Annotated in this window: 22 protein-coding genes; 7 read left to right on the forward strand and 15 right to left on the reverse strand. The window is 73.6% G+C overall.

The genetic code is table 11. The annotated features are described in order from the left end of the window. Positions 1–167: 167 nt before the first annotated feature. From MRBLMG1_RS35155 to MRBLMG1_RS35190, 8 genes are all read right to left on the reverse strand, one after another. Positions 168–1,211: a zinc-dependent alcohol dehydrogenase family protein gene (locus tag MRBLMG1_RS35155; protein WP_367828219.1), complete on the reverse strand. Its 1,044-nt coding sequence runs from the start codon at positions 1,209–1,211 to the stop codon at positions 168–170. An 18-nt stretch (positions 1,212–1,229) separates the two neighbouring features. Continuing rightward, positions 1,230–1,895, reverse strand: coding sequence for a lysoplasmalogenase (locus MRBLMG1_RS35160; RefSeq protein ID WP_367828220.1), 666 nt, complete (start codon positions 1,893–1,895; stop codon positions 1,230–1,232). Then, positions 1,892–2,782, reverse strand: a complete 891-nt coding sequence (locus tag MRBLMG1_RS35165; protein ID WP_367828221.1) for a sterol desaturase family protein — start codon at positions 2,780–2,782, stop codon at positions 1,892–1,894. The genes MRBLMG1_RS35160 and MRBLMG1_RS35165 overlap by 4 nt, the downstream gene beginning before the upstream one ends. 115 nt (positions 2,783–2,897) lie before the next feature. Beyond that, positions 2,898–3,623: a VIT1/CCC1 transporter family protein gene (locus tag MRBLMG1_RS35170; protein WP_367828222.1), complete on the reverse strand. Its 726-nt coding sequence runs from the start codon at positions 3,621–3,623 to the stop codon at positions 2,898–2,900. Between the two features lie 24 nt (positions 3,624–3,647). Further along, positions 3,648–4,871, reverse strand: coding sequence for an amidohydrolase family protein (locus MRBLMG1_RS35175; protein ID WP_367828223.1), 1,224 nt, complete (start codon positions 4,869–4,871; stop codon positions 3,648–3,650). Between the two features lie 14 nt (positions 4,872–4,885). Beyond that, the gene (locus tag MRBLMG1_RS35180; protein WP_367828224.1) at positions 4,886–6,166 is read right to left on the reverse strand and encodes an amidohydrolase family protein; all 1,281 of its coding nucleotides are present in this window, start codon (positions 6,164–6,166) and stop codon (positions 4,886–4,888) included. 18 nt (positions 6,167–6,184) lie between these two features. Next, positions 6,185–7,069: an SDR family NAD(P)-dependent oxidoreductase gene (locus MRBLMG1_RS35185; protein ID WP_367828225.1), complete on the reverse strand. Its 885-nt coding sequence runs from the start codon at positions 7,067–7,069 to the stop codon at positions 6,185–6,187. Continuing rightward, entirely contained in the window at positions 7,056–7,880 is an 825-nt protein-coding gene (locus MRBLMG1_RS35190; protein ID WP_367828226.1) for an acetoacetate decarboxylase family protein, read from the reverse strand. Before MRBLMG1_RS35190 ends, MRBLMG1_RS35185 begins: the two co-directional genes overlap by 14 nt. A gap of 96 nt (positions 7,881–7,976) precedes the next feature. Between MRBLMG1_RS35190 and MRBLMG1_RS35195 the strand changes: the two genes are divergently transcribed. The 6 genes from MRBLMG1_RS35195 (at position 7,977) to MRBLMG1_RS35220 (ending at position 13,404) form a co-directional block, all read left to right on the forward strand. Continuing rightward, the gene (locus MRBLMG1_RS35195) at positions 7,977–8,645 is read left to right on the forward strand and encodes a TetR/AcrR family transcriptional regulator (protein ID WP_367828227.1); all 669 of its coding nucleotides are present in this window, start codon (positions 7,977–7,979) and stop codon (positions 8,643–8,645) included. After that, on the forward strand, positions 8,642–9,616 hold the full coding sequence (locus tag MRBLMG1_RS35200; RefSeq protein WP_367828228.1) for a DEDDh family exonuclease: 975 nt from the start codon (positions 8,642–8,644) through the stop codon (positions 9,614–9,616). Before MRBLMG1_RS35195 ends, MRBLMG1_RS35200 begins: the two co-directional genes overlap by 4 nt. A gap of 64 nt (positions 9,617–9,680) precedes the next feature. Then, complete coding sequence (locus tag MRBLMG1_RS35205) at positions 9,681–9,914, forward strand: hypothetical protein (protein WP_056561222.1); 234 nt, start codon at positions 9,681–9,683, stop codon at positions 9,912–9,914. A 95-nt stretch (positions 9,915–10,009) separates the two neighbouring features. Next, a complete protein-coding gene (locus tag MRBLMG1_RS35210) occupies positions 10,010–10,825 on the forward strand; it encodes an SURF1 family protein (protein WP_367828229.1) in 816 nt (271 codons plus the stop codon). Positions 10,826–10,859: 34 nt separating this feature from the next. Continuing rightward, positions 10,860–12,644 carry a glycoside hydrolase family 15 protein gene (locus MRBLMG1_RS35215; protein ID WP_367828230.1) on the forward strand — a complete coding sequence of 595 codons (1,785 nt, stop codon included), beginning with the start codon at positions 10,860–10,862 and terminating at the stop codon, positions 12,642–12,644. A 4-nt stretch (positions 12,645–12,648) separates the two neighbouring features. After that, positions 12,649–13,404, forward strand: a complete 756-nt coding sequence (locus MRBLMG1_RS35220) for an SDR family oxidoreductase (RefSeq protein ID WP_367828231.1) — start codon at positions 12,649–12,651, stop codon at positions 13,402–13,404. A gap of 150 nt (positions 13,405–13,554) precedes the next feature. Here MRBLMG1_RS35220 and amaP read toward each other — a convergent pair whose 3' ends face one another. From amaP to MRBLMG1_RS35245, 5 genes are read right to left on the reverse strand one after another with little or no spacing between them, the layout of a single operon-like run. Further along, on the reverse strand, positions 13,555–14,142 hold the full coding sequence (gene amaP / locus MRBLMG1_RS35225) for an alkaline shock response membrane anchor protein AmaP (protein WP_367828232.1): 588 nt from the start codon (positions 14,140–14,142) through the stop codon (positions 13,555–13,557). Between the two features lie 36 nt (positions 14,143–14,178). Next, entirely contained in the window at positions 14,179–14,823 is a 645-nt protein-coding gene (locus tag MRBLMG1_RS35230; RefSeq protein WP_367828233.1) for a DUF6286 domain-containing protein, read from the reverse strand. Continuing rightward, positions 14,820–15,164 (reverse strand): hypothetical protein, encoded by a 345-nt coding sequence (locus MRBLMG1_RS35235; RefSeq protein ID WP_367828234.1) that lies wholly within the window; start codon positions 15,162–15,164, stop codon positions 14,820–14,822. The genes MRBLMG1_RS35230 and MRBLMG1_RS35235 overlap by 4 nt, the downstream gene beginning before the upstream one ends. 6 nt (positions 15,165–15,170) lie before the next feature. Beyond that, entirely contained in the window at positions 15,171–15,362 is a 192-nt protein-coding gene (locus MRBLMG1_RS35240) for a hypothetical protein (RefSeq protein ID WP_367828235.1), read from the reverse strand. A 35-nt stretch (positions 15,363–15,397) separates the two neighbouring features. Next, positions 15,398–15,874, reverse strand: coding sequence for an Asp23/Gls24 family envelope stress response protein (locus MRBLMG1_RS35245; RefSeq protein WP_367828236.1), 477 nt, complete (start codon positions 15,872–15,874; stop codon positions 15,398–15,400). A gap of 93 nt (positions 15,875–15,967) precedes the next feature. On the opposite strand from MRBLMG1_RS35245, the gene MRBLMG1_RS35250 reads away from it, so the two are divergent. Further along, positions 15,968–16,663 carry a hypothetical protein gene (locus MRBLMG1_RS35250; protein ID WP_367828237.1) on the forward strand — a complete coding sequence of 232 codons (696 nt, stop codon included), beginning with the start codon at positions 15,968–15,970 and terminating at the stop codon, positions 16,661–16,663. Between the two features lie 15 nt (positions 16,664–16,678). Here the strand turns inward: MRBLMG1_RS35250 and MRBLMG1_RS35255 are convergent, their stop codons facing one another. Further along, on the reverse strand, positions 16,679–17,479 hold the full coding sequence (locus tag MRBLMG1_RS35255) for an enoyl-CoA hydratase/isomerase family protein (RefSeq protein WP_367828238.1): 801 nt from the start codon (positions 17,477–17,479) through the stop codon (positions 16,679–16,681). 130 nt (positions 17,480–17,609) lie between these two features. Further along, on the reverse strand, positions 17,610–17,831 hold the full coding sequence (locus tag MRBLMG1_RS35260) for a helix-turn-helix domain-containing protein (protein WP_024756249.1): 222 nt from the start codon (positions 17,829–17,831) through the stop codon (positions 17,610–17,612). Positions 17,832–17,922: the final 91 nt, after the last annotated feature.

Genomic DNA, 17,922 nt, shown 5'->3' on the forward strand with positions numbered 1-17,922 from the left:
GGGGGGCGTACGGGCGAGGCGGGCCGGGACGGGCGCCCGGCAACGGGGCGCGTGCCCACCCGTTCCGCCCTGCGGAACGATTGCCCCCACGGAAGGGGGTGCCGGCCGCGGGGGGACAGAGCCACGCGCGGCCGGCGCCCCCGAGGGGGGCGCCGGGTGGGTGGGGGTCAGGGCTTGATGAGGACCTTGAGGGCGGAGCGGTCGTCCATGGACTTGTAGCCGTGGGGGACGCCGTCGAGGTCGACGGTGAGGTCGAAGACCGGGGAGGGGTCGATGGCGCCGGAGAGGATGTCGGGGAGGAGCTCGGGGATGTAGGCGCGGACGGGGGCGACGCCGCCGCGGAGGGCGATGTTGCGGTCGAACATGACGTCGAGGTCGAGGCCGGTGCCGCTGCCGTGGGGGACGCCGACGTAGCCGATCGAGCCGCCGTCGCGGGCGATGGCGACCGCGGTGCGCATGGACTGCTCGGTGCCGACGGCCTCGATGACGCCGTGGGCGCCCTGGCCGCCGGTGAGCTCGCGGACGGCGGCCTCGGCGGCCTCGCCGCGCTCGGCGACGACGTCGGTGGCGCCGAAGAGGCGGGCGATGTCGGTGCGGGCGGTGTGGCGGCCGAGGGCGATGATCCGCTCGGCGCCGAGGCGCTTGGCCGCGAGGACGCCGCAGAGGCCGACGGCGCCGTCGCCGACGACCGCGACGGTGGAGCCGGGCTTCACCCCGGCGCCGAGGGCGGCGTGGTGGCCGGTGCCCATGACGTCGGAGAGGGCGAGCAGCGCGGTGAGCAGCCGGTCGTCGGAGGCGGCCTCGACGGGGAGCTTGACGAGGGTGCCGTCGGCGAAGGGGACGCGGACGGCCTCGCCCTGGCCGCCGTCGGAGCCGACCGAGCCCCAGAAGCCGCCGCGCGGGCAGGAGGTCTGGAGGCCCTCGGCGCAGTACTCGCAGCTGCCGTCGGACCAGACGAAGGGGGCGACGACGAGGTCGCCGGCGGCGAAGCCGGTGACGTCGGAGCCCGCCGCCTCGACGATGCCGAGGAACTCGTGGCCGATGCGCTGGCCGGGCTGCCGGGCGGATTCGCCGCGGTACGCCCACAGGTCGCTGCCGCAGATGCAGGCGCGCAGGACGCGCAGGACGACGTCCGTGGAGTCCTGGATCACAGGATCGGGTACGTCCTCCACGCGCATGTCGAACGGGGCGTGGATGGTGGTGGCGCGCATGGGTGGCGCTCCTCGCTGTCAGACGGTTGTACGACGTGCACCGTATATCGCGTGGAGTGCTCCCGCCGCCAGCAGGTACTGCGCCGCGATGTAGGTCAGCATGACCCAGAAGTCGGGTGCGGGCAGCTGGGGCCACTCGGCGACGCCGGTGGCGATGAGGGTGTCGGACAGCAGGAACAGGGCGCCGCCGAGGCCGGCCAGGAGCCCGAGGGCGCTGGACCGGTAGGCCATGGCGGTGAGGAGCAGGGAGTAGCCGGCGACGGGGATGCGCAGGTCGGCGGGGAGGTCGGGCCAGAGGAGGACGACGGTTCCGGTGAGGGCCACCGCGTAGAGGGCGCCGAGCGCCGGGGACGTACGACCGCGTCCGAAGAGGACGAGGTAGCAGACGTGTCCGGCGGCGAAGGAGCCCATGCCGACGAGGAAGGCCCAGTCGGCGTCGGAGAGCAGGAAGACGTCGCCGCCCCAGCCGAAGAGGAGGGCGGCGGTGAGCGTCTTCGGGGCGCCGAGGGTGACGGCGTACGCGGCGAGCAGGGGCATCAGGAGCGGCTTGGCGATCTGGTGGCCGAGGTCGGCTCCGGCGAGCAGGGAGACCAGGTCGACGGTGGCCGCGAGCGCGAAGGCGGCGAGCAGCGCGCGGGAGACGGTGGCCGGGACGGCGCGGACGGCGGTGGGGGCGGTGCTCACGCGGCGGCCTCCGGGGCGGTCGTCGGCCCCGCGACGGGGTGCGTCGCGGCGGCGGTGGGGGCCGGTTGCCAGCCGGGGCCTCGGAAGACCCGGCCGGCGCGCTCGCGCCAGCTGTTCGCGGCCCGGACGTCGCGGGCGATGGCGGCGTACTCGTGGGTGGCGACGCGCAGCGGGTTGAAGGTCTCGATGTTCTTGGTGAGCCCGTAGACGGGCCGGTCGGTCTCGCCGACCCAGGAGCCGAACATCCGGTCCCAGACGATGAGGATCCCGCCGAAGTTGCGGTCCAGGTAGCCGCCCTGGGAGGCGTGGTGGACGCGGTGGTGCGAGGGGGTGTTGAGGACGTACTCGAAGGGGCGGGGCAGCCGGTCGACGCGCTCGGTGTGGATCCAGAACTGGTAGACGAGGTTGAGCGAGTAGCAGAAGGCGACGGCGGCCGGGTGCACGCCGAGGGCGATCATCGGCAGGTAGAACGGCCAGCCGGTCACGCTGGTCCACGGCTGGCGCAGCGCGGTGGTGAGGTTGAACTTGCGGCTGCTGTGGTGGACGACGTGGCAGGCCCAGAGGATCCGGATGACGTGGTGGCCGCGGTGCTGCCAGTAGTAGAGGAAGTCCTGCGCGAGCAGCATGAGCGGGATCGTCCACCACAGGACGGGGACGCGGAGCGGGGTCAGCTCGTAGACGGCGGTGTAGATGGCGACCACGGGGATCTTCCACAGCGCGTCGAAGGCGAGGCTTCCGAGGCCCATGCCGATGCTGGTGGCGGCGTCCTTGGTCTCGTATCCGGCGGCGTCCTCGTCGGGGTGGATCCGGTGGCTGACCATCTCCAGGACGGTGAGCAGGACGAACGCCGGTATGGACCAGAGCACGACATCGGGCAGGTTCGGCATGCCGTCGACGGTAGGCGGGACGGGGCGGGCCCCGCTAGACGTGGTTACCAACAAGTATGCGAGACGGGTTGTCAGCAAGCTTTGGCACCTTCCGACAACGGCCCCGCGTCACCCGCTACACCCCGGCCGCGCCGAGGAGTGACCCGGCACCGTAGGTGACCGCCATCGCGAGGGCGCCGCCGGCCACGTTGCGGAGGATCGCCGGGCCCGCGGGGGCGGCGCCGAGGCGGGCGCTCCACCAGCCGGTGAAGGTGAGGGCGGCGAGGACGGAGAGGACGGTGACCCAGAGGCGGGCGGAGGCCGGCGGGAGGACGATCGCGAGGAGCGGCAGCAGGGCGCCGACGGTGAAGGCGAGGAAGCTGGCGCCGGCCGCGTGCCAGGGGTTGGTGAGGGCGTCGGGGTCGATGCCCAGCTCCACGCGCGCGTGGGCGCGCAGCGCGTCGCGCTCGGTGAGCTGTTCGGCGGCCTCGCGGGCCACGTCCGCCGAGAGGCCGCGGGCGGCCAGGAGGCCGGTCAGTTCGCGGAGCTCGGCTTCCGGCTGCTCGCGCAGTTCGCGCTTCTCCTGGGCGAGCGCGGCCTTCTCGGAGTCGCGCTGGGTGGAGACGGAGACGTACTCCCCCGCCGCCATCGACATCGAACCGGCGAGCAGCCCCGAGAGGCCGGCCGTGAGCAGGGCGGCCTGGGACTCGGTGGCGCCGGCGACACCGACGACGAGGCCCGCGGTGGAGACGACGCCGTCGTTGGCTCCGAGCACGGCGGCCCGGAGCCAGTTGAGACGGGAGCCGAGGCCTCCGCCGTGGGCCTCGTCGTGGGCGGTGTCCGGTACGGGGGGTGACGTCACGTCAGGAGGGTCGCACCCGGCGGGTCACCAGACGCGGACCGACCCGCCCGGGGCGAACGCCGGGCTGGTGGCGCCCGCGGGGACCTCCTTCAGCGGCTCGGCGATCTCCTCGACGGTCGGGCCGTGGACGGCGGCGAGCCGGTCGAGGAGGTCGAGGTCGAAGCCGTAGACGCGGGCCGCGTTGCCGCCGACCATGGCGGCGACCTCGTCCCTCGGCACGCCCGCGTAGGCGATGCGCAGCCCTTCGCGGGAGTACGGGGTGGTGCCCTCGTCGTGCGGGTAGTCGCTGCCCCACATGATCTTGTCGAGGCCGATCCGGTCGCGCAGCGGCACCTCGTGCGGGCGCATGAAGCTCGCGCCGACGTAGCAGTTGTCGCGCCAGACCTCGCTGGGGCCCTTGCCCATGGAGGCGGCGAGACCGGCGCCGAACCGGGACTCGGCGGTCGTGGCCCGCGTCGCCGCCGCGACGAGCCGGGCGTGGTAGTAGTCCAGCATGTCCATGACCCCGGGGATCCAGCCGGAGCCCTGCTCCGTCAGGACGAGCCTGAGATCCGGGTGGCGGCGGAAGGCGCCGCCGAAGACGAGGTGCCACAGGGCCCGGTGGGAGAACCAGGTGGTCTCCACCATGAAGACGGCGCGGGCCGCGGGTTCGTCGCCGAGCGGCGGCGAGGCCGAGCCGCCGTGGTGGTTGACCGGCACGCCGAGCTCCGCGCAGACGGCCCAGATCGGGTCGTACGCCTCCGAGTACAGCTCGGGCACACCGGACCCGGGCGGGGCGCCCGGCAGCAGGATGCCGCCGGTCAGGCCCGCCTCCTTCGCGCGGCGGATCTCCCGTACCGCCTCGCCCACGTCGTTGAGCAGGATCTGCGCCACGCCCGCCCGGCGGCCCGGCGCGTCCGCGCAGAAGTCGGCCAGCCAGCGGTTGTGGGCGCGCAGGCCCGCCCAGCGGAGCTCGTACTCCTCGCGGGTCGGCGGCGGGGCCATGAGGGAGGCGGAGGGGAAGAACGGCGGGATGGTGTTGGGGAAGACGACCTCGGCGACGATCCCGTCCGTCTCCAGCTCGCGCAGCCGGCGGCGCGAGTTCCAGTTGCGGTCGGCGGTGTCGGCGAGCAGGTCCTCGTACGGGTTGACGTAGCCGGCGGCCCAGGCGTCGAAGGCCTCGTGGTGCCGCCGTTCCAGGTAGGGCCGGTAGTCGAGGAGGTCGGCGCCCGCGTGGCAGTCGGCGGAGATGACGGTGTACCTGTCCATCGGTTCGCCTCCCATCAGTGCGTCCCGAGGACCGGGAAGTCGTGGTCCGTGAGCCAGTGGCGGCCGACCTCGCGCGAGCGGGCCCAGGAGGCCTCCACGGCGGCCTGGTCGGCGGACTGGCCGAGGTCGGCGGGGGTGGGGCCGATCCGGCGTGCGATCGGCGCCAGGGCGCCGAGGTCGAAGCCGAAGACCTCCGCCGCCGCCAGGCCGAGCATCCGCCGGGTCTCCTCGACCGGGATGTCATGGAACGTCCGCCGCAGCCACGCGCGCGTGTCGGGCCAGGTGCCCTCCGGGTGCGGGAAGTCGGAGCCCCACAGGATGTTGTCGACGCCGATCTCGTACCGCTGGGCCAGTTCGCGCCGCTTGGTGTTGGTGGCGCAGACGAAGACCTGGCGGTCCAGGTACTCGCTCGGCGGCCGCTTCAGTTCGGCGAACGGGGACAGCTTCTTGCCGCCGTGCGCGCCGAGGTAGAGCCGGTCCATGAACCAGAGCAGGTTCGGCAGCCACCAGCAGCCGGACTCCGCGACGCCGAACCGGAGCCCGGGGTGCCGCTCGAAGGCCCCGGACCAGAGCAGGAACCAGAGCGGCCTGGCCGGCCACCAGGTGACCTCGGAGACGTAGATCCCGAGGTGGTCGCCGTACTCCTCGCGGGGCGCGGCCCCGGAGTGGGTGACGACGGGCATGCCGGTCTCGGCGGCGGCGGCCCACACCGGGTCGTAGTGCCGGTCGTGGTACGGCGTCTTGTCGACCCACATGGAGGGGATCATGAGCGCGCCGAGTCCGGACTCCTTGGCCCGGTGGATCTCGGCGACGACCTCGCGGACGTCGGCGGTGACGGGGAGCAGGGCGACCCCGCAGTGCCGGTCGGGGTTCCGGCCGACGAACTCGGCGAGCCAGCGGTTGTGCGCCTTCGCGCCCGCCATGCCGAGTTCCGGGTCCTGGTCGCCGGAGAGGCCGAGGCCGACGCCGAAGGGCGCGGCGGTCTGGCTGTCGACGGCGTCCGCGTCGGGGAAGACGACTTCGGCGGCCACCCCGTCGCCGTCGAGCTCCTTGATCCGCTGGGCGGCGTCCCAGCCGCCGCGCAGGCCTTCCTCGTTGTCGTTGAACCACTTGTTCGCGAAGGCCTCGTTGCGCACGCCCAGCCGGGTCATGGCCTCGCGGCGGGCCTCGCGTCCCGCCAGGAACTCTTCGAAGTCCCGGTGGAAGCGGGGGTCGAGGTAGGGCCGGTACTCCTCGGTGGGAAGCCCGGCATGGCAGTCGGAGGAGATGATCAGGTACGGGTCTTCGAAGCTCACGTCGGGCTCCTTGGCCGGTCAGTCGAGGATGAAGCTCTCCAGGTAGGACGGGTTGGCGCGGTCGAGCATCGCCTGCGAGCGCGCCCTGATCTGGCGGTCGCTGTGCTCGCTCTGCGGCAGCATCCAGAAGCGGTCGGCGCGGATGCCTTCGACGACGTGCTCGGCGACCTCCTCGACGGGCGTGAAGGCCACCTCGTGCCCGGCCTCCTTCATGGCGGCCTCCCACTGGTCGAGGCTGCGGTACGGGGTCCGGCGCGGCCGCTCCTTGGCGTACCGCTCGGGCCGGTTGCGGTGCGACTCCCACAGACCGGTGCGGAGCATGTGGGGGCCGGGGAAGAGCACGGACGCGCCCACGCGCGCGTGCTCGGCCCTGAGGTGGGCGTAGAGCGACTCGGTCATGGTGACGACGGCCGCCTTGGTGACCGCGTACACGGAGGCGGTGGGCAGCGGGGCGATGCCGCCGTCGCCCGAGGAGGTGTTGACGACGTGGCCGGGCTCGCCGCCCGCGAGCATGCGCGGGACGAAGGCCTGGATGCCGTGGAAGACGCCCCAGACGTTGACCGAGAAGGCCCACTTCCAGTCGTTGGGCTCGTGCTCCCACATGCGGCCCTCGGCGCCCGAGCCGACGCCGGCGTTGTTGCAGAGGACGTGGACGGCGCCGAAGGTGTCGTACGCGGCGTCCGCGAACGCCCGGACCCCGTCGGGGTCGGAGACGTCGACCGTCCGGGCGAGGACCTGCGCCCCGCTCGCCATCAGCTCGTCGGCGGCCTCCTCCAGGGCGGCCCGCTCGACGTCCCCGAGGACGACGGCGAGTCCCTCGGCGGCGAACCGGCGGGCCATCGCGAGCCCGATGCCGCTCGCCGCGCCCGTGACGACGGCGACCTGCCCCTCACGCAGCTCCATCGGACGTCTCCTTCCGGACGCTGGCCTCGGGGGGTCCGTCGAGGATCTGGAGCGGGTCGTCGTACCGCTGGTGGATGTAGGGCAGCAGGGCCCGCGCGGAGACGCGTTCGGCGACCGTGCCCTTCTGGTCGGTGGTCTTCTCGCCGATCGTGATCTCGACGAGCCGGCGTACCGGGAGGTCGGCGACCGGGTCGTACATGGACTCGCGCAGCACCACGTCACCGGTGATCCGCTCCAGCTTCCGCACCTTCTCGTTGCGGACGCAGTGGACGAGGACGGGGTCGGCGTCGAAGCCCGAACCCTCCACGCCCGGCAGGAACTTGAAGTAGAAGTCGGTCTTCTCGACGGGCTCCGGCAGCGGCAGCGGGCCGGAGACCGCGCCGCGTACCTCCACGAACGCGATGCCGTGCCGGGCCAGCACCGCGCGGACCACGAGCCCGTCGCGCTCGACCGTGACCTCGCCCAGCTTCTTCGGCTCGCCGAAGACCTCGCGCCCGCCGGTCAGGGCGCGCTCGTGGGTCATCGGCATGACCAGCGGGTACCAGCCCTCCTTGTCGCCGTGGGCCGCGGCGACCGCCACCGAGCCGGCGCCGAGGGGGTAGCCGGTCAGGTCGACCCGGCTGATGTTGGCGCGCACGAGGGGGCGCGCGGTGGGTTTCAGCGGCGGCGGCAGGACCGCCGCGACGACGTCGGGGTCGGTCTCCCAGACGGCGACCACACCGGTGGACCAGATGTCGGGGAGCCTGGCGGACCGCTCGCGGGCCGCTGCCGCCTCCGCGTCGCTGCGCGCCCCGTACCGTACTCGTGCCATGACGTACCACCCTTCGGGATCGTCGGCCTGTAACACAGTTACACCGATGGCGATGAACGGTAAAGACCCGTGCACGCAGAGGAGTTGGGGGATGCGATGGCACGTTCCGCACTGAGCCGCGACGAGATACTGGACACCGCGGCCGCGCTGGTGAGGGAGCACGGCCCGGACGCCCTCACCATGCGCAGGCTCGCCGCCGAACTCGGCACCGCCGTCACCTCGATCTACTGGCACGTCGGCAACCGCGAGTCGCTCCTCGACGCGCTCGTCGCCCGCACGGTGGCCGACCTCGGCGCCATCCGCCCGCACGGGTCGACACCGGCCGAGCGGATGGTCTCCGTCGCCCGCTCGCTGCGCCGGGCCCTGCGCGAGCGCCCGCACCTCGTCGCGATGGTCCACGAACGGGGCCTCACCGAGCGCATGTTCCTGCCGGCCCAGCGCGCCCTGGTCCACGAGGCCCACGCCGCCGGTCTGCGCGGCGCGGCCGCCGCCCGGTCCGTCCGCGCCCTCCAGTTCCAGGTCGTCGGCTACGTCCTCGTCGAACGCAACCGCGAACGCGCCCCGGCCCAGTCCCCCGCCGAGGAGGAGCTGTGGCGCGGGGAGGACGCCGAGGCCGACGGGCCGCTGGCGCGCGCCCTGGCCGCTCCGATCGACACCGAACGGCTCTTCGTGGACTCCGTACGCGCGCTCGTGGACGGGCTCCTCGCGGGTGCCCCGGGGGACACCGGGGACGGAGTCGTCGGTCGCGGGCCGTATTCTCTGTGACCGTGCTTGACGACCGTACGACAGCAGCGACGTGGCCGGCCGCCTACCCGCAGGGGTACGCGGTCGTCGACGTGGAGACCACCGGACTCGCCCGCGACGACCGGATAGTGTCGGCTGCCGTCTACCGGCTGGACGCCCAGGGGAACGTCGAGGACCACTGGTACACCCTGGTCAATCCCGAGCGGGACCCGGGGCCGGTGTGGATCCACGGACTGACCAGCGACGTCCTGGAGGGCGCGCCGCTGTTCCCGGAGATCGCGGCGGAGTTCGCGGCGCGTCTCGACGGGCGGGTGCTCGTGGCGCACAACGCGATGTTCGACTGGCAGATGATCGCCAGGGAGTACGCGCGTGCCGAGTCGGCGGCGCCGGTGCGCCAGCGGCTGTGCACGATCGCGCTCGCCAAGGAGCTGTCGCTGCCGCTGCCGAACCACAAGCTGGAGTCGCTCGCCGCGCACTTCGGCGTGGTGCAGCAGCGCGCGCACAACGCGCTGGACGACGCCCGGGTCCTCGCGGAGGCGTTCCGGCCGAGTCTGCACGCGGCGGCCGAGCGGAACGTACGGCTGCCGCTCCTGGAGTGCCGGCCGCTGACGGAGTGGGCCGCGACGCCCGCGCAGCCCCGGATTGGCCACCAGTCCTCCTACCGGGCCAACAGCTGGCGCCCGTCGCGGAAGCGCCCGGCGTGCCCGTACCCCAACCCCGGCCGCTACGAGTCGGACAAACCGCTCAAGCAGGGCATGCGGATCGCCTTCTCCGGGGACACCTCGGTCGACCGTGAACTCCTGGAGGACCGCACGGTCGAGGCCGGGCTCCACGTCGCCTCCAGCGTCTCCCGGCTGACGAGCCTCCTCGTCACCAACGACCCGGACTCGGCGACCTCCAAGACGCTCAAGGCCAAGTCGTTCGGCACCCCGGTCGTCGACGAGGCCGCCTACACGCAGCTGCTGCGGGACGTGACCCCGGCAGACGGGTGACACCGCCGACCCGGCGGGCGCGGCGTGCTGCGCGCGCCCGCCCGGGAGCCCCACCCTGTGGCGCATGGCACGTTGTGAGGTCTGCGGAAACGATTACGGCATGTCCTTCGAGGTGCACGCGCAGGGCGCGGTGCACGTCTTCGACTGCTTCGCCTGCGCCATCCACCGCATGGCGCCCATCTGCGAGCACTGCCGGGTCCAGGTCATCGGACAGGGCGTCGAGGTCGACGGCAGCTGGTACTGCGGCGGCCACTGCGCCCGCGCGGAGGGAAAGGTGGGCATCGTCGACAGGGTGTGAACGGGACAGGACCTGAGGAAACGATCCTGGGCTCGCCTCCGGGCGAGCCGAACCCCCCTGCGTCCACCCCGGGGACCCGGATGTACGGTCATGGGGTGTACCGCTTCCTGTTGTCCCGGCAATGGGTGATCCTCACCCTCATCGCCCTCGTCCTCGTCCCCACGATGATCGAGCTGGGCTTCTGGCAGTTCCACCGGCACGAGCGCCGGGTCGCCCAGAACGCCCTGATCGCGGACAACATCGCCGCGAAGCCGGTACCGGTCGAGGAGCTCACCTCCCCCGGCCACACCGTCCCGCGCGCCGACTACTGGCGCCGGATCACCGCCACCGGCACCTTCGACACGGCACACGAGGTCGTCGTCCGCCGCCGCACCAACGCCGACGACCGGGTGGGCGTGCACGTCCTCACCCCGCTGGTCCTGAAGGACGGCAAGGTCGTCCTGGTCAACCGGGGCTGGGTACCGGCCGCCGCCGACCAGCACGCCTACCCCCCGGTGCCGCCCGCTCCCCGGGGCGAGGTCACCGTCACCGGCCGGCTCAAGGCGGACGAGACCACCGGCGCCAGCGGGATCAAGGACCTGAAGGGCCTGCCGGACCGCCAGGTCATGCTGATCAGCAGCCGGCAGCAGGCCGAGCTGATCGGCCGCGAGGTGCTCGGCGGCTACCTCGAACAGACCGCGCCCGCCTCCGCGGGCGACACCCCCGAGCAGATCGCCGAACCCGACCACGACTCGATCGGCGCCCACATGGCGTACGCCGTCCAGTGGTGGCTGTTCGCGGCCGGGGTACCCGTCGGCTGGGTGATCCTCGTCCGCCGGGAGAAGTACGACCGGCAGGCCGGGCAGGCCTCCGACGTCCCCGGATCCCCGGAAGGCGACACGGCTCCGGTCGAGGCCGTCCCGTCCCGCTGATTGACCGGCGCCGCTTCCGGGAACAGCCCAAAGCGTGACGCAACGTATCGACGACTACGCCCTCATCGGCGATCTCCAGACCGCCGCGCTCGTCGGCCGCGACGGGTCGGTCGACTGGCTGTGTCTGCCCCGCTTCGACTCGGCCGCCTGCTTCGCCGCGATCCTCGGCGACGAGGACAACGGCCACTGGCAGATCTCCCCCAAAGGCGCCACGACCTGCACGAGCCGCCGCTACGCCGAGGACTCCCTCGTCCTGGAGACGTACTGGGAGACCCGCACGGGCACCGTCAAGGTCGTCGACTTCATGCCCCAGCGGGACAGATCCCCGGACCTGATGCGGATCGTCGAGGGGATCAGCGGCAGCGTCGAGATGAGCGCCGTCCTGCGGCTGCGCTTCGACTACGGCTCGATCGTGCCCTGGGTGCGCCGCTCCGACGGCCACCGGGTCGCGATCGCCGGGCCGGACTCGGTCTGGCTGCGCAGCGAACCCCATGTGAAGACCTGGGGCCAGCAGTTCTCCACCTGCTCCGCCTTCACCGTCACCGCCGGCGAACAGGTCGCCTTCGTCCTGACCTGGCACCCCTCGCACGAGCCGCGCCCCGAACTCGTCGACCCCCACGAGGCCCTGGAGCAGACCCTCGCCGACTGGCGGGAGTGGTCGGCCCGCTGCACCTACAAGGGCCCCCACCGGGAGGCCGTGCTGCGCTCCCTGATCACCCTCAAGGCCCTCACCTACGCCCCCACCGGCGGGATCATGGCCGCCCTCACCACCTCGCTGCCGGAGGAGCTCGGCGGCGTACGGAACTGGGACTACCGCGCCTGCTGGCTGCGCGACTCCTCCCTCACCCTCGGCGCGCTCCTCGCCGCCGGGTACGCCGAGGAGGCCGCCGCCTGGCGGGACTGGCTGCTCCGCTCCGTCGCGGGCGACCCCGCCGACCTCCAGATCATGTACGGCCCCGCCGGGGAGCGCCGGCTCCCCGAGACGACCCTGCCGTGGCTGCGCGGCTACGCCGACTCGGCGCCGGTGCGGACCGGGAACGCGGCCGTGGACCAGTTCCAGCTCGACGTGTACGGCGAGGTCATGGACTCGCTCTACCGCGCCCGCGAGGCCGGCATCCCGCCGGAGCGGCACGCCTGGAACCTCCAGCTGAGCCTGCTCGGCTTCCTGGAATCGACCTGGCGGGAGCCCGACGAGGGCCTGTGGGAGGTACGCGGGCCGCGCCGCCACTTCACCCACTCGAAGGTGATGGCCTGGGTGGCCGCCGACCGCGCCGTCCGCACCCTGGAGTCCGACCCCTCGCTGCCCGGCGACGCCACGCGGTGGCGGGCCATGCGGGACGAGATCCACGCCCAGGTCTGCGCCCGGGCGTACGACCCCGTCCGGAACACCTTCACCCAGTCCTACGGCTCGGCGGAGCTGGACGCCGCCACCCTGCTCATCCCGCAGGTCGGCTTCCTGCCCCCGGACGACCCCCGGGTGGTGGGCACGGTGGACGCGGTACGGGCGGAGCTGACGCACGACGGGTTCGTACGGCGCTACAGCGTCGACTCGGGCGCCGTGGACGGACTGCCGGGGCAGGAGGGCACGTTCCTCGTCTGCTCGTTCTGGCTCGCGGACGCCCTGCGGCTGACCGGACGGCCCGACGAGGCCCGCGAGCTCTTCGAGCGGCTGATCGCGCTCCGCAGCGACGTGGGGCTCCTCGCCGAGGAGTACGACCCGGTGGCGGGCCGCCAGCTGGGGAACTTCCCGCAGGCGTTCAGCCACATCGGCCTGGTGGGGACCGCCCTCGCGCTCGCCGCCGAGGAGGCGGCAGGATAGGGCCATGGATCTTGGACTGAAGGACCGTGTGTACGTGGTGACCGGCGCGACGCGGGGGCTCGGCAGGGCCTCGGCGGAGGCGCTGCTCGCGGAGGGCGCCCGGGTGCTGATCACCGGGCGCGAGGAGAAGGCGGTCGCCGACGCGGTCGCCGAGCTGGGCGAGGGCGCCGCCGGGATCGCCGCCGACAACGCCGACCCGCAGACCCCGGCCCGGCTCATCGCCGAGGCGCGGGCCAGGTTCGGGGGCTTCGACGGCATCCTGATCAGCGTCGGCGGCCCGGCGCCCGGCTTCGCGGCGGACAACACCGACGAGCAGTGGACGGCCGCGTTCGACACGGTCTTCCTCGGTGCGGTGCGGCTGGCGCGCGCGGCGGCCGAGACGCTCACCGAGGGCGGGGTGATCGGCTTCGTGCTGTCCGGCTCGGTCCACGAGCCCATCCCCGGCCTGACCGTCTCCAACGGACTGCGCCCCGGTCTCGCCGGTTTCGCCAAGTCCCTCGCCAACGACGTGGGGCCGCGCGGCATCCGGGTGATCGGCCTGCTGCCAAGCCGGATCGACACGGACCGGGTCCGCTCGCTCGACGCGCTCTCCGGCGACGCGGACGCGTCCCGTGCGGCGAACGAGGCCAGGATCCCGCTGCGCCGCTACGGCACCCCGGAGGAGTTCGGGCGTACGGCGGCCTTCCTGCTGTCGCCGGCCGCCTCGTACCTGACCGGGCTGATGCTCCCGGTGGACGGCGGGGCGCGCAGGGGCTTCTGAGCCGCCGCCAGCCGTACGAACCAGGCCCGCACGATCCGGCCCGTGCGGGCCTGGTTCGTGCGGGCCTGGTTCGCGTCGGGCCCCGGTTGGGGCAGGGCCCTGGTCGGTGCGGGGCTGGTTCTCACGGGCCTGGTTCGTGCCGCCCGTCCGTCAGGTGACGCGGCGGGCCCGGTGCTTGACCGCCCGCAGGCGCGCCTCGGTGGGCAGGGCGGGCAGGCCCGTCGCCGTACGGGCGTGGGCGAGGGCTCGGGCGCTGAGGGTGGTCAGCGCGGCGCCCGGGGAGGCGTACGGCTCCAGCTGGAGGGCGACGCGGGTGTGGGGGGCGGTGCGGCGGCCGGTGAGGGAGATCCGGGCCTTGGCCACGCCCTCCTGGGCGGTGGCGTCCGCCTCCAGGACGCTCTCCAGGGTCCGGCCGCGCAGGATCGCCACCTCCCCGTCGCCGGTGTCGACGAGGACCTCGGAGAGCCGGGCGCGCCGGAACTGGGCGAGCAGCCACCACAGGGCGAGCAGCACGACGATCCCGAGGACGGCGATGACCACCGGCCACCACCAGCCCTCGTCGCGCCAGTGCTGCCGTTGGGATGCCGTGAGCAGCACGTCGGAGGGGCCGGACCAGGGCCACCAGGACGGCACGGACAGGTCGAGGGCGGCGGCGAGGACCGCCCCGCCGCCGAGGACGAGGAGCAGCCCGGCGAGCCCGAGCAGGACGCGGTTGACGCGCCGGAGGACGACCCTCACCGGTGGCTCCCCTCGTGGTCGTGGGACCTCATCGGCTCATCCCTTCTTGCGCGGCCGGGCCACCCGTACCGTCAGCGCCGGCGGGTGGGCGAGGCCGAGTTCGTCGATGCCGGTGGCGAGGACCGCCTCGATGTCGGCGCGGACCTCGTCGAGCGCCCTGAAGTGCGAGACCGCCCGGACGACGGCCTTGGACCGGCCGACGCGCGCCTGGACCGACTGCACGCCGGAGACCTCCATCGCCCGGTCGCGCAGGGTCAGGGCCGCGACCTCGCGGTCGAGACCCGCCCGTACGTCGGCGTGCTCGCGGCGCATGGGGAGCACGGCGCGCAGCCCGGGGGTGACGGCCAGGACGAGCAGCCAGACGCCGAGCACGACGGCGACCGCGGCGCCGACGACGACCCACGTACTGTCCAGCGGCCGGGTCGCCAGGGCGTCGGCGAGCTCCCGCCGCCAGGCCATCGCGGGATGGTCGGCCCGCACGGCGGCCACGTCGTACAGGAGCAGCCCCGCCCCGCCGAGGACGACCGCCGCCAGCAGCCCGGCGGGGATGCGGCGCACCGCCCAGAAGCGGCGGACCGGCTCGGCGGTGGCGTCCGCGAGGACGGGTACGGCACCGGGGGCTTCGGGGCTCCCGGCGCCCCCGGTTTCGCCGACCGGGGGCGGCCCCGGGGTCGCCGTCATGAGAGACGGTCCCGGTGCGCGGCCTGGCGGGTGAGCGCGGAGTGGAGGCGCTCGACGTGGACGGTGACCTCATGGACCTCCATGCCGGCGAGCGACTCCACGCGCGTGCGGACCCGGCCCCGGACGGCGCCGCACTGGCGGCCGACGTCCGAGGGGTAGTCGAGGTCGAGACTGACCGAGACCCGGGCCACGTCCCGGTGGACGACGACCGAGGCGTGCGGCCTCGAGCCGCCCTCGGGCACGGCGTCCAGGGCTTCCTTGGCCGCCTGGGCGGCGATCTTCGCGACGACCCGGTCGGCGATCTTCGTCGCCCCCCGGTCCCTCGCCAGGTCCGTCACCACCCCGCGTCACCGCCGCCGTTCGCCGCGATCGCGACCCCGGAAGAGGTCGCCTGGTTCGAGGTCGCCGTCGAGGAACCGACCGGCCACGAAGCCGACCGCTCCCAACGCCGCGACCAGGAGAAACGCCCCGAAGCCGCCGAAGTATCCGGCGAAGCCGAGGGCCATGCCGGCCACTAGGCCGACCACCGCCATGCTCATCCTGCGCCCCTTCCGTGCCGCCTGAGCGGCTGCGGCTACTGGAGCCGGGACTCCGGCTCTTCGTCCTCTTCCTCGGGCAGCTTCACGTCGCTGACCGCGATGTTGACCTCGACGACCTCGAGGCCGGTCATCCGCTCCACTGCGGCGATGACGTTCTCCCTGACCTCGCCGGCGACGTCGGCGATGGAGACGCCGTAGTCGATGACGATCTCCAGGTCGAGTGCGGTCTGGACCTCGCCGACCTCGGCCTTCACGCCGCGGGTGACGCTCGCCTTGCCGCCGCCTCCACCGGGGACCCGGTCGCGTACGGCGCCGAAGGTGCGGGAGAGTCCGCTGCCCATCGCGTGGACGCCGACGACGTCGCGGGCGGCGAGGCCGGCGATCTTCTCGACGACGCCGTCGGCGATCGTCGTCCGGCCCCGGGAGGCCGGGGCACCGCCGCCGCGCTTGGTCACGTTGGCGCGGCGCGGTTCGTCGGTCCCGGGGTTCGTGGGGGTATTGGCATCAGCCATGATGTTTCGCCCCTTCCGTGGTAGTTCGGGGTTCCTCGCCCACACTAAGGGCGCTTGCCCCGATCCGCCCCGGGGATGCGGCAGGCTGGGGGAATGACGACGACTGATGGTTGGACCGCGGCGGTACGGGATCGGCTCGCTCCGGGCAGGCTGCTGCCCTTGGGGGCGGCGGCGGACGGCGTGTGGATCACGGAGCGGGCGGCACGGACGGTTCTCGACCGGGCCGCTTCGGCCGTACGGGGGGTGGCGCCCGGCAGGCTGCGGGTCGGGTCCGACCCGGACGCCGGGCCGGACCCCGAGACGGAGGACCTTGACTCGCTTCCGGTGCCGCCGGGCGGGCTGCCGCCGGGTCCGCTGCGGATCACCGCCGACTTCGCGGCAGTGGCGGGCCGCCCGCTGCCGGAGGTGGCCGAGGAGCTGCGGTCGGTCCTGCTGGTGGCGGCGGAGGACGGGCTCGGGCTGCCGGTGGCGGGGGTGGACCTTCGGGTGACGGCCCTTCTCGACACCGCGCCGGCCGCGGCCGGTCCCGCCGCTCCCCCGCCGGGGCGGCCCTCACCGGCGACGGACGACCCGGTGGCCCTCGCGGCCCTGCGCGTCGAAGGCGTCGCCGGGGTGACGGACGCCCTGGGCCCGCCGGTGCGCCGGGGTCCGGGCGGCGACGTGCGGATCGAACTGGCCGTCACGGCGGGCCGGCACCCGCTGCACGTCGCCCGCGCCGTCCGGAACGCCGTGACCGCGGTCGCCGGTGGGGCGACCGCGGTCACGGTGCTGGTGTCGGAGCTGCGCTGAGACGCGCGCGTGCCGTCAGTCGCCGATCCCCGCCAGGTCGCGCAGGCGGCGGGCCTGGGCGGCGCGCTCGGCGGCACGCTGCTCCTCGTAGGAGCGGCCGGAGACGCCCTGGAGCAGTGCCTTGGTCTCGGTGACCGCGTCGCGGGGCGCCGCGAGCAGGGCGGCGCTGAGGTCCCGTACGGCCGCGTCGAGCTCGTCGGCGGGCACGGACAGGTTGGCGAGACCGATGCGCTCGGCCTCCTCCGCGTGGACGGAGCGGCCGGTGGCGCAGATCTCGAGCGCGCGGGCGTAGCCGACGAGCGAGACGAGCGGGTGCGTCCCGGTCAGGTCCGGGACGAGGCCCAGGCTGGTCTCGCGCATGGCGAACTGCACGTCCTCGGCGACGACCCGCAGGTCGCAGGCGAGGGCGAGCTGGAAGCCCGCGCCGATGGCGTGGCCCTGCACGGCCGCGATCGACACGAGGTCGCTGCGGCGCCACCAGGTGAACGCCTCCTGGTACTCGGCGATGACCGCGTCGAGGTCCGCGTCGGAACCGCGCGCGAGATCGAGGAAGGACGGCTCTCCGTCGAAGCCTTCCGGCGTGAACGCCTGCCGGTCGAGCCCGGCGGAGAAGGACTTGCCCTCACCGCGCAGGACGACGACCCGCACGCTGCCCGGCAGTGACCGGCCGGCTTCCGTCAACGCCCGCCACAGAGCGGGAGACTGAGCGTTGCGCTTCGCCGGGTTGGTCAGGGTCACCGTGGCAACGGCGTCTTCGACGGTGAGCCGTACACCGTCCTTGTCGAATACGGGCTCGGAGTCTTCGAGCGTGGACATGGGGCGCCTCCGGTTCCTGTGCGGCACTGCATGGGGATGCTAAGTGACTGCACAGTAACCACCCGGCCGAACGCAGGGCCGACCGGGTGGCCACCGAGAGACCCGGTGGCCCGGTCGAGCCGCCCCTACGTCAGACCGAGGCCGCCTTCTTGCCCCGTGTCGCTCCGCCGCGTCCACGCAGCGTGACTCCGGACTCGCTGAGCATCCGGTGGACGAATCCGTAGGAGCGGCCCGTTTCCTCGGCCAGCGCCCGGATGCTCGCACCGGAGTCGTACTTCTTCTTCAGGTCTGCCGCGAGCTTGTCGCGCGCGGCGCCGGTCACCCGGCTGCCCTTCTTCAGAGTCTCGGCCACCCGTGCCTCCTCATGGGAAGTGCGCTCTGGACTTCTCATGATCACCCCTCCCCGCGCTCCTGGCCACCCATTCGACAAGGTCCGTGCCGCC

The organism is Streptomyces sp. LMG1-1-1.1 (assembly GCF_040815545.1).
Taxonomy (GTDB): domain Bacteria; phylum Actinomycetota; class Actinomycetes; order Streptomycetales; family Streptomycetaceae; genus Streptomyces.